We start from the raw sequence: 10,909 nt of genomic DNA, 5'->3' as shown, positions 1-10,909 counted from the left end.
AAGGAGAACTCATCTAGTTCTTCGCGAGAAATGGCCCCTTGGGTGTAGAGAGAGTCACGCCGTGTACGCTGCACTTGCTGTAACCGTAACTGTTCTTCTAAGTCCCTAACAGCAGCGGCAGCGGCAGCAATGTCTTCTGACCGAGCCCCTGTTTGCAGTTCCATTAATTGGGCATTGGCTCGGGCTTTTTCTGCCAGCAGTTGTTGGCGTTGAGTTTTTAGATTACGAATATCTAAGCGAGCAAGGGGAGCGCCAGTGTCTACAACTTCTCCCTCGACTACCAGGACTTCCACCAGTTGCCCGCTACGTTCAAACCCCAGTTCACTGGCCCGTAGCGATGCAATTTCCCCTGTGTAGGTGCGCGACACTAAATAGCTACTTACTGGAGTTACCGTTAGAGTTTCTACGGGCAAAACTCTTTCTGCTTGTTCGGAGGGCACCTCAGCTGAGCTAGCAATACGCTCTTTTATTCTGGGGATACCGATCATAAGGAATCCTATGGTGCCCAGGCAAATTAAAGCCAGACGTTGGCGAGAAATACCAAAGACTGTGGATAATGCCGAGTTTAATCCTGGTGATTTAAAGGTCATGGCGCTATCAGTCCATCAAAAAAGCAAACGTATGTTTGAACAGTGGTTGATAATAAGTGCTATCGAAATCCAGCGCTAATTTGAGGCTGTCTACTCAAGGGGCAATGTAGACGACGAAGCCCTAACTATCGCTTTTATGGATCTTCAACCCCTTTAGTGGGTTTTGATTCAGTTAGCCCTGAGACTTAAGCCCAGGGTGAATTGTTGCATTCTGCCAGAAGCAAAAACGCAGGTAAGACTGTAGACTTCATTCAAACGTATGTTTGATATAATTAAAACGTACGTTTGAATAATTGGCAAATAAAAAATGATTTTTTTCAGTTCATCCTTTGCTGAGGCGAATCCTGGATGTTATGTCCTGGTAGTCGCTTATGATGGCTGACATACCCAACTGATTTAAGTATTTGTTTAGTTTAGGAGCATAGATAACTTCAATGGCGAGTGCAGCATCCGCTGATACCAAAGAGCAACTTCTGAATGTAGCCGAACAGTTAATTGCCGAGCGGGGGTATGCAGGGACTACTGTGCGGGCCATTGCCAATCAAGCCAATGCGAATTTGGCGGCGGTTAACTATCACTTTGGTTCAAAAGAAGAGCTGTTTCGAGCAATCTTTTCTCGTATTGCCAAGCCAATTGTTGTTGAGCAGTTGGCTATTCTCAACGAACTTCAGAAAAAAGAGACTTTGCCATCGATTGAAGAAATCCTGACGGCATTTCTAAAACCATGTTTTCAAAAGATTGTTCAAAATGAGTCATTTCGAACAGTGCGGGCTCAGTTTATGGGGCGTTGTTGGAGTGAGCCAGAACCGCTGCAAAGTATTGCTAGTGGGGAATTTATGGAGAGCCGCCTGGCATTTCTCAAAATTCTGCAGCAAATAATTCCTGACTGCTCGCAGCGAGAATTGAACTGGAAGTTGGATCTCGTAATTGCAACAATGATCCGAGTGCAAAATGAGGCAGGGAAACCAGATTCATTATTGAAAAGTAGTCAACCAGAAGACGTTGATTGTGCAGTGCAGTATTTGGTGCGATTCTTGACCCCCGGAATGTCTGTTTAGGGACGATACAGGCAACAATAGTGCCAGAATAGAGCCAATTAATTTCTACTCCTCCCTGGTAGTCAAACGGACTTAAATGACCTTAAAGGCATTGCTATTCCTTTGAATAGGGCTACCATCAAGTAATTTTTTTCAATTCTTAAGAAAAAATAAAATGCGCGATATAATATCCAGTGAGTAAAAATACTCATGGGAGGGTCCTATGGATGTCGGTCTAATGAGGTTAGTCTGGTCTGTCATTGACGAAACACCGGTCGTCCATAGGGAAGGAAATTTCAGCTGTGAGCAGATGCGGTTGATACTCCATAGAATCGATAATCGAGTCCGGCTTTCGCCCCAAGAGCATGTAGAAATTCGGCAGTATTTAACTGATCGTCAACCTTTGATTCAAGCGATTTATCTGGAGCAATGTATGTAGGCTAGTGATTGGTCCATAATGGGCTGGTCATTACGTCAAAGATAGATCAGTTATTTTCGCCTCTTACCCGATGATTCTGGGACGATAGAAGTAGAAAGCCCCAACTCTGGGAATCCAAAAATTTGGGGAAAGTTGTCCGTAACCCCATTAAAAATCTAGAAACAACGTTAAAGCACAAAGTAATACGAAATAACTTGCTAACTTAGGTTAAGGTTAACGAATAAAACAAATAATTGGCCCTTAAAAGAATTCTAGACAGGCAAAATTTGGCCTACTCGGAGATTGAGCGCCACAGTATTGTTGCAATCAGTCCTGAGCTACGGATGTTTGTCATTAGAAATGATTTAAGTCTAAGCGTACTAGTGGCATTGTTGCTGGCTTGGCAGTCAGTTATTTAGAACCTTCCTTAATAAACTCATTTTCATTCGACTATAAATCAAATCATGAATAACACGATAGATCCCTTGCCTGACAATGTTTCTGGATATATTGCTTGCTGTTATTTAAATCCCACAGACAGATTACAAATCGTTCGAATTACCAATATTCCCAATTGGTATTTTGAGCGTGTGGTATTTTCGGGGCAGCAGCTAGTATTCCATGCATTTCCAGAAGCACTATTAGAAATCCATTCATGCGAGATGGTGACGACCATATTGACTGATCGAATTTCCTGTAGTCTTATTCGCCATGCAGAGCAATTAGAGCTTCCCCAACAATTTGAGGCGAGTTCAACGCCAGCCGTTACCCAAGTACTATGAAATATTGTGAATGGTCCCTGCTATTCACAATTGCGCTGATTAACCTTTTTTTCATTACGTTATTGGTGGAACTTACCCATCTGTGATTCATTTTGAATTTTTGGGATGTTCCAGTCCCGGTCTAAAATCATACCTGCATTCAGCAACGCCTAATTTTTGTCGTTGTCCAATGTGCAGGTATCTCTCCTAACCATTCAACTCCAGAATCTTTATACTCTGTGTAGGCTAAATATCCCCTTTCAAATATTCTCTCCTATCACTGCATCAATTCCAGCTAACTTTCTAGATCGCTGGATAGCGTTCTGGGTGGTGTATTTATGGGTATATCTGGTATTGACGATTGGTCCAGACTTTGCTGGACGGTTTGATGATTTAAGTACGGGACTGGCGCGATTCGAACGCGCGACCTACCGCTTAGGAGGCGGTTGCTCTATCCAGCTGAGCTACAGCCCCAAAGCTAACCTATATAAAGATACACCTTACAATCTTGTCCGTAAGGATGCCGTCAGTAAAATCCGCAAGTTGGCTGAATAGCGCTCAGTTTTCTACCCAGCGTGGTATGTATTTCCACCCATTCTTCAGGATCTTTCGATAGGGCTCAAACCCAGGCATCTTATCATCCACAAGCCGCCAAAATGCCTGTGAATGGTTCATGTGTACTGTATGACATAGCTCATGTACTAGTACGTAGTGCACCACCTCTTTAGGTAAAAACAACAGCTTGTAATTGAGGCTAATGTTTTTGCTGCTAGAGCAGCTAGCCCAGCGAGTTTTCTGCCCTCTAACTGAAGGGCGCTTAAACGGTAAATCCAAATCAAAGCTGAGTTGGCGTAGCCACGGCACTAGCTCCCGATGGGCCTTATGGCCTAGCCACTCACACAGCACCTGATTACACGTAGGTACATGGTCAACATTGCCGCGCACTTTCAGCCCATGACCTGGCAACGGAATACATAAAGTCGGGCCATTATCCGCCTCGTAGCTCACCTGCCATGTTTCACTGGGGGCGCTTTGGGCTAGGGGTGCTTGCCACCGCAACTCCAGTTTATCTGGCTGAGTTGTCTGCCAATCAGTTGCTGTATCTTGGTGCTCGTTTAGTAATCGAGCTCGATTTTTCAGAATCCAGTCACGACGTTTGGCAATAAGATCCGGTAGATTTTTGCAGTTATATCGAGGCGGTACGACTATTTCCACACGGCCATCTACCTCGATTTTGATAGACACGTGCTTGGCTCGCTTGCTTTTGCGAACGGTGTAGTCAAAATCAGTTGATGGATCGGAGGGTGGAAACAGCTCTAACTGCACCATGGCAACGGTGACAAAGTCCATTTGTGTCTCATCAGTTTAACCGAAGGGTTCCATGGAACTATGGCTTCTTTATGCTTTGCCAAGATGAAGGGCTGCCACCAGGGCAGTTCCTACGGGATCCCATTGCCCATTCACCTTGATACTATGTGAACAAAGAAAATTGCTGTTTAATAATCGGATTCCTTAAACATGGCCCAATTAAAAACGCGATTAGGGTTATCAATAGCGGCACTATTAACGCTGAGTGCCTGTGGTGGCGGAGGTGATGGGGCATCATCCGAGAGTGCTGACAATACGGTGACTATCCTGGGTGTGATTGTCGGAGAACAGCAGGAAAAATTAGAAGCAGCCCTCAAGCCCTTTGAAGAGGAAACGGGCATTGAAGTGATCTATGAGGGCACTGATTCGTTTGCAACGTTGTTGCCTGTGCGTGTGGAGTCCGGTGATGCGCCGGATATTGCTATGTTTCCTCAGCCGGGGTTGATGGCTAGCTTTGCTGAGGCAGGGCAAATGGTTCCTATCACGGAGTTTATGGATGAGGCGACATTGGCTGAAGCCTATCCTGAAACTTGGCTATCCTTGGCTACTTTTGACGAGAGTCTTTATGGTATTTGGTACCGAGCTTCGGTAAAAAGTCTGGTGTGGTATAACCCAAAAGCATTTGAAGCCCAAGGGTTTACCGTGCCGACGACGTGGGATGAAATGTTGGCCCTTAGCGATCAAATTGTTGCTGCTGGTGCTAATCCCTGGTGTTTGGGGTTGGAGAGCGGTGAAGCCACTGGCTGGCCAGGCACTGACTGGGTTGAGGATATTATGTTACGGACGGCTGGTCCTGAGATGTACGACCAGTGGATTAACCATGAGATTCCGTTTAATGATGATGCGGTACAAGTGGCCTTTGAACAGTTTGGTGACATTGTCTTAAATGAGAGCTATGTAGTAGGTGGCTCGGTTGGAGCGATTAGTACGCCTTTTGGAGATGCGCCCCAGGGACTGTTTGGTGATACGCCGACCTGCTATTTGCATCGTCAGGCTAACTTTATTGCCAGCTTTTTCCCTGAGGATGTGAATTTGGAAGAGGATGTGGATATCTTTTTGCTACCAGGGATTGACCCGGCCTACGGTACACCTGTCTTGGTGGCTGGAGATGTGTTTGGCATGTTTAACAACACTCCTGAAGCTCAGGCGTTGATGGCATATTTGGCAACGCCGACACCCCATGAGATTTGGGCCGGTTTGGGGGGGTTCTTGTCGCCCCACAAACAGGTAAGCCTGGATGCCTACCCTGATGCACTGAGTAAAAAGCAGGCGGAATTTCTAGGCAATGCTGAGACGATTCGGTTTGATGGCTCGGATATGATGCCAGGCGCTGTCGGTACTGGTACCTTTTGGGCTGGTGTCGTGGAATATGTGGCTGGTGAACCGGTGGAAGACGTGTTGGATACGATTGAAGCCAGCTGGCCAGAATAATCTGCCTCCAATCAAAATTACCGTGGATTGGGTTGAGGCATGAAACCCAACATTTCCTGAATGTAATGCTTTAAACGATATCTTCTCGATATCAACAACATATGCATTATTGTGTTTTGCAAAAGGTGAACCAATGGATTTGATGACCTTGAGCTTGTTGGGTTTCGCGGGAACTCAACCCAACCTACTCAGAATTCTGACGGCGTTGATTGCGATCGCACTTGGTTCTATTGGCACCTTTGCTATTTTCTACGGACTCAATCTGCTGGTAGAGCGCTTTTCTCGACCCTGGAAAGATCGCCTTCTCCCCTGGGTTTATATGGGACCAGCGGTGCTGATGTTGACGGCCTATTTGGTATTACCGACACTGCGAACGCTTTATATCAGCTTTTTTGACAGCCGTTCAGTCAAGTTTGTGGGGCTGAAAAACTATGCCTTTGCTCTCACCAATCCAGATATGGTGATTGCCTTTCGTAATAACCTGCTGTGGTTAGTGCTGGTGTCAGGATTGAGCGTAGGGCTGGGTCTGATTATTGCGGTCCTTGTGGATCGGGTGAAATATGAGTCGGCGGCTAAGTCGCTAATCTTTTTACCCATGGCGATCTCCTTTGTGGGGGCCAGTGTCATTTGGCGATTTGTCTATGCCTTTAAGCCAGCGGGGACCGATCAGATTGGGGTGCTTAATGCGGTACGCCAGGTAGTGGGATGGAAGCCCCTGGGTTGGCTGATTGAACGAGATGGTCTTCTAGAGCCTTTGTGGGAAACGCTTTCAGTGCCTGTCATTCCTTGGTTACCCACATTGTTGCCGCTGAATACCCTGGCGCTGATTGTCATTATGATTTGGCTGCAAACGGGGTTTTGCATGGTGTTGTTGTCAGCGGCGGTCAAGGGCATTCCTAAAGATGTGATTGAAGCTGCCCGCATTGATGGAGCCAATGAGTTTCAGATTTTTCGACGCATTATCATTCCGATGATTATGCCGACCATTACGGTGGTGACGACAACGGTGGTGGTTGCGGTGCTCAAGGTATTTGACATTGTCTATGTGATGACCGGTGGCAACCTGGATACCGATGTGATTGCCAGCCGCATGATCAAGGAAATGTTTAACTTTAGGAATTTTGGTCGTGGTAGTGCCATTGCCACTGTACTGTTGCTAGCGGTCATTCCGGTGATGGTCACCAATATTCGTCGCTTTACCCAGCAGGAGGCTAACCGATGAAAATTGCTCGTACGTCAGCTCCTACCTGGTGGGAGAGATTGCCATTGCACACAGCGGTGATTGCGATCGCATTTCTCTGGACGCTACCCACTGCCGGTCTCCTGATCAGCTCTTTCCGTCGCAGAGATGCCCTGCTGCAAAATGGCTGGTGGACGGTCTTGAGCCATCCCTTTGACCTCGCCCAGTTTCACATTGGTAACTATATCGATGTACTCACCAGCCAGGGCATGGGGCAGGCATTTCTCAATAGTCTGGTGATTTCCATCCCGGCTACGGTGATTCCCATTTCCATTGCCACATTTGCCGCCTATGCCCTAGCCTGGATGCAGTTCCCTGGAAGGCAGGCGTTGTTTGTGGCCATTGTGGGTCTGCTGGTGGTGCCGTTGCAGATGACACTGATTCCGGTGCTGCGAGCTTATAACGATCTGGGCTTAGCAGGCAGTTTTCTAGCGGTTTGGTTAGCCCACACCGGCTATGGTTTACCCCTGGGTATCTATCTGCTGCGTAACTATATTGGCTCACTACCCCGAGACTTAATTGAGGCCGCTGCTGTGGATGGTGCGTCTCACCTGAAGATTTTTATGCGGTTGATTGTGCCGTTGTCGATGCCTGCGATCGCATCCTTCGCCGTTTTCCAATTCCTCTGGGTGTGGAATGACCTGCTGGTAGCCCTGGTGTATCTGGGTGGCAACCAAGACGTTGCCCCAGTCACCCTGGTGTTACGCAACCTGGTGGGAGACCGGGGACAAGACTGGCATTTACTCACCGCTGGAGCCTTTATTTCTATGGTGGTGCCGCTGGCGGTCTTTTTTGCCCTACAGCGTTATTTTGTGCGTGGATTGTTGGCGGGTTCGGTGAAGGGATAACCGTTGAGTATGAACACCAACAGTTGCCTCTGGCATCGCCTGACGACAGCTGGGGCAATACCAGTACAGACTATTCTGCCGAATATGGCGCAGCAGCGAATGATTGCAGCAGAGGCAATACCTCATGGCGTGTTCTCCAATGGGCTATATGTAGGCAACTTTAGATACCTCAAGACCGAACCCCAGGTTTCCGTACGCGACTGGTGGCTAAATCAATCTAAAAATAAAGTGAGCATACTTGAGGGTCTGCTCACAATGATGACCAGATGCTCACAAAATCTTTAGATTTTCTCCCTACTCTGTATTGGTAGGCATAAGAGGTACGACCAGTCATTGTTGACTAGTTCGTCGAGCTTAGGAATAGGGGTTAGGACAGGGAGTCGCAAGTACGCTGCAGTGGTGGTACGCGTCAACGTATGGCCTGCGACGTACAAAATTTCAAAATCTCTCAAGCAATAGGGCTTACATCCTCACGTTTCAGCTTGATTTTGCACTGGCTGTTTTAGCGACTTATGCCAATAGTTAGAACACGATTTTTAGAGAGATTTTAATGATGCAATGCACTACCAGCTCAGTATCTCAGCTTCTATCAGATAAGGTTGATAGCGTCGTAGCCGCATACCCGGCTTATCCATATCAAACAGCTTTAGGTAATGGGGCGATTAAACAATTACTACTGGATTATGTTGAATGTCAGCTCAAGAAGGCAATGCCAAAGCTCAATAATCCGCAAGAATGGCAGTGCTTACCCCAATATCTCCATCAGCTTGTAGATCTAGAACTACGACTAGAAAGCTATATCTATTGGGGTATTGAGTACATTTTGCAAGAGCAGCTTGACCTTTTATTGAATAGCACAGAAGAAACCGAAACCATCGAGCCATCCTTGAGTGTGCAAGATATGACCCAAACTTGCATGCCCTCCTATTGGTTTGGCTAGGTTTGATTAGTCTTTGCTAAGGACCTTATCTTCTTCGTCTTCAGATGTTTCTATGGCGGTAATCACAGGTACCTTAAGTGCGACCTCATCATCCACTGCGGGTTCCACCCGTTTAGAAAAACCCCAAGCAAAGACAGCGGCAATCAGGGCTAACATGGCCCAGTCTGGCGGTACCCAGCTTTCGTTGATAACCCTGACGAGTAACCGTAGGCCCACAAAGGCAACGGTGACAAAGCCTGCATCTTCTAGATAAACATACTCATCGAGCCAGCGGATAAATAGCCCTGCCATAAACCGCAGGGCAATGATACCGATGGTACCACCGAGAAGAATAATGGCTACTTCATCGGACAGGGCAATGGCTGTTGTGACGCTGTCTAGGGAAAATGCTAAGTCCGTAAAGGCAATGATGGGAATCGCCTGCCACAGGGATGCAAACTTAGGGCCGTGGTGCTGCTCATCATCGGTATCACCGCTAAAGTGCTGATACACCAGCCATAATAAATAGGCTGCACCCGCGACTTCAAACTGCCAGAACTTTAGGACCCAACTGGCCGTCAAAATAAGAGTCATGCGCAGCACAAAGGCGACGAGCAGTCCCAGGTTGAGTGCGCGCTTTTGTTGTTCCTCGGACTCCAAGCCCTGGGCAATGGCAGCAAGTGCGATCGCATTATCTGCTGATAACACAGCCTCCAGAGCGATCAGCACCGGTAATAGAAGTAATGTGTCCAGACCTAAATTAGGCGACCATTCAAGTAACTGATCTAACATTTAGCCCTTACAGTTTGCGGTCATTGCAGTAAACATGTCCTTGGCAGTCGGGCATAGGTACACCCTTGTTTAGAATAGATCGGATACTATTCACCGACATCCTAGTCAACGGATTTCCCGCCCGTGATTTCCTCACTTTTTGCCCAATTTCGTCACCAGTATACCGATGGCAGCCTAACGACTGAACTGCTTACAACCCACGCCGAGCAATATCTAGTGAAAGCCACCGTGACAATTGGCGAAACAGTAATTGTTACAGCCTTAGCCGCAGATGCTAGCCTGGCCGAGGCAGATGATCAGGCAAAAGCCCGTGCCCTGGCGATGCTGGGCTTTGCTCAAGGGACTTCCCAGGAGCACAAAAACGGTCTTGTCAAACCTCAGCAATTGGTCCCTGAGCCGAGTGTCTCCGCACAACAAGCTACAGATACCTCCATTCCCGTTAGTGAAACCGCCCCATCTGAGAAACCAGAATTAACCCATCTATCTGTCGAACCTGTCGAACCTGAGATTGAAGACTCGGAAGACATAGGTCGGCCCATTGACAGCATCACACCGGATGAAGCTCCAGCTCCTTCTGAGGTTCCAGCATCATCCCTGGCCGCCACAGCAATCGAAAATTTTGACGATACCAACCCTGTAGATCTGTCGGACATCATTGCCCAGACCGATGTAGAAATGGCTCGTCTTGGCTGGAGTAATGTACAAGGGCGAAGCTATCTAGAGAAAACCTTTAATAAACGCTCCCGTCAGCAGTTAACGGACGAAGAAATTCTGACGTTTTTGCTGTATCTAGAATCTCAGGCAACTCCAAGTATGAGGTAGTTTTGAGCCCTACTCAACTACAGTTGGACGGCTGCCAATGGCATGACGATCAATCACCTGATCGATCAAACCGTATTCAACCGCTTCACTGGGGGACATAAAGAAGTCGCGCTCAGTGTCTTCTGTAATGCGTTCAATGGGCTGACCAGTGTGAGCTGCCAGGGCATCATTCAATGTTTTCTTAATGTAAAGAATTTCCTTGGCTTGAATTTCAATATCAGTCGCCTGACCTTGAGCGCCACCCAGAGGCTGGTGAATCATGATGCGTGAGTTTGGCAGGCTCATGCGCTTACCCTTGGTACCCGCACTTAGCAAAAATGCTCCCATACTAGCCGCCAGACCCACACAGATGGTGGAGACATCGGGCTTGATGTGGTTCATGGTGTCAAAGATGCCCAGACCGTCATATACGGAACCACCAGGAGAATTGATATACAGATAGATATCTCTCTCTGGGTCTTCGGCCTCTAGAAAGAGCATCTGCGCCACAATCAGGTTGGATGACTCAGCTGTCACCTGTTGCCCCAAAAATACAATGCGCTCCCGTAGAAGGCGGGAGTAAATATCAAAGGCGCGTTCACCGCGACCCGACTGCTCAATAACGGTAGGAATCATAAGGGCCTAAGTATGGGTTCTTTTCTTGCTTTATCGATTGTACAGACTTAGTTGGGGCAATGGGGGAG

At 47.4% G+C, this 10,909-nt stretch carries 11 protein-coding genes, 1 tRNA gene and 1 pseudogene; 8 read left to right on the top strand and 5 right to left on the bottom strand.

Features of this window, described 5'->3' with window-relative positions:
* Positions 1–590: pseudogene (locus DXZ20_RS05395) on the bottom strand (efflux RND transporter periplasmic adaptor subunit); the annotation flags it as partial.
* 434 nt (positions 591–1,024) lie between these two features.
* Between DXZ20_RS05395 and DXZ20_RS05390 the strand changes: the two are divergent.
* From DXZ20_RS05390 to DXZ20_RS05380, 3 genes are all read left to right on the top strand, one after another.
* Entirely contained in the window at positions 1,025–1,648 is a 624-nt protein-coding gene (locus DXZ20_RS05390) for a TetR/AcrR family transcriptional regulator (RefSeq protein WP_163696879.1), read from the top strand.
* 202 nt (positions 1,649–1,850) lie between these two features.
* Positions 1,851–2,066, top strand: a complete 216-nt coding sequence (locus tag DXZ20_RS05385) for a hypothetical protein (protein WP_163662254.1) — start codon at positions 1,851–1,853, stop codon at positions 2,064–2,066.
* Between the two features lie 443 nt (positions 2,067–2,509).
* Complete coding sequence (locus tag DXZ20_RS05380; RefSeq protein WP_163696877.1) at positions 2,510–2,827, top strand: DUF1830 domain-containing protein; 318 nt, start codon at positions 2,510–2,512, stop codon at positions 2,825–2,827.
* 379 nt (positions 2,828–3,206) lie between these two features.
* Here DXZ20_RS05380 and DXZ20_RS05375 read toward each other — a convergent pair.
* Positions 3,207–3,280 (bottom strand) — tRNA-Arg (locus DXZ20_RS05375).
* An 84-nt stretch (positions 3,281–3,364) separates the two neighbouring features.
* A complete protein-coding gene (locus DXZ20_RS05370) occupies positions 3,365–4,156 on the bottom strand; it encodes a M48 family metallopeptidase (protein ID WP_163696875.1) in 792 nt (263 codons plus the stop codon).
* A 168-nt stretch (positions 4,157–4,324) separates the two neighbouring features.
* Here DXZ20_RS05370 and DXZ20_RS05365 point away from each other — a divergent pair, with 168 nt between their 5' ends.
* The 4 genes from DXZ20_RS05365 to DXZ20_RS05350 all read left to right on the top strand — a co-directional run bounded on the left by DXZ20_RS05365 (position 4,325) and on the right by DXZ20_RS05350 (position 8,633).
* Entirely contained in the window at positions 4,325–5,605 is a 1,281-nt protein-coding gene (locus DXZ20_RS05365; RefSeq protein WP_163696873.1) for an ABC transporter substrate-binding protein, read from the top strand.
* Between the two features lie 133 nt (positions 5,606–5,738).
* Positions 5,739–6,827, top strand: a complete 1,089-nt coding sequence (locus tag DXZ20_RS05360) for a carbohydrate ABC transporter permease (protein ID WP_163662240.1) — start codon at positions 5,739–5,741, stop codon at positions 6,825–6,827.
* A complete protein-coding gene (locus DXZ20_RS05355) occupies positions 6,824–7,693 on the top strand; it encodes a carbohydrate ABC transporter permease (RefSeq protein ID WP_163696871.1) in 870 nt (289 codons plus the stop codon). Before DXZ20_RS05360 ends, DXZ20_RS05355 begins: the two co-directional genes overlap by 4 nt.
* Before the next feature lie 550 nt (positions 7,694–8,243).
* Positions 8,244–8,633: a hypothetical protein gene (locus tag DXZ20_RS05350; RefSeq protein ID WP_163662232.1), complete on the top strand. Its 390-nt coding sequence runs from the start codon at positions 8,244–8,246 to the stop codon at positions 8,631–8,633.
* A gap of 6 nt (positions 8,634–8,639) precedes the next feature.
* Here DXZ20_RS05350 and DXZ20_RS05345 read toward each other — a convergent pair whose 3' ends face one another.
* Positions 8,640–9,404: a TerC family protein gene (locus DXZ20_RS05345; RefSeq protein WP_006516101.1), complete on the bottom strand. Its 765-nt coding sequence runs from the start codon at positions 9,402–9,404 to the stop codon at positions 8,640–8,642.
* Positions 9,405–9,527: 123 nt separating this feature from the next.
* Between DXZ20_RS05345 and DXZ20_RS05340 the strand changes: the two genes are divergently transcribed.
* Entirely contained in the window at positions 9,528–10,226 is a 699-nt protein-coding gene (locus tag DXZ20_RS05340) for a hypothetical protein (protein WP_163662230.1), read from the top strand.
* A 9-nt stretch (positions 10,227–10,235) separates the two neighbouring features.
* On the opposite strand, the gene clpP is transcribed toward DXZ20_RS05340, so the two are convergent.
* Positions 10,236–10,841 (bottom strand): ATP-dependent Clp endopeptidase proteolytic subunit ClpP, encoded by a 606-nt coding sequence (gene clpP, locus DXZ20_RS05335; protein WP_006516099.1) that lies wholly within the window; start codon positions 10,839–10,841, stop codon positions 10,236–10,238.
* Between the last annotated feature and the right edge of the window lie 68 nt (positions 10,842–10,909).

This window comes from Adonisia turfae CCMR0081 (genome assembly GCF_011009555.1).
GTDB lineage: Bacteria > Cyanobacteriota > Cyanobacteriia > Phormidesmidales > Phormidesmidaceae > Leptothoe > Leptothoe turfae.
Note: the sequence above shows the minus strand (reverse complement) of the source record. Positions and strands in the feature narration are given on the sequence as shown.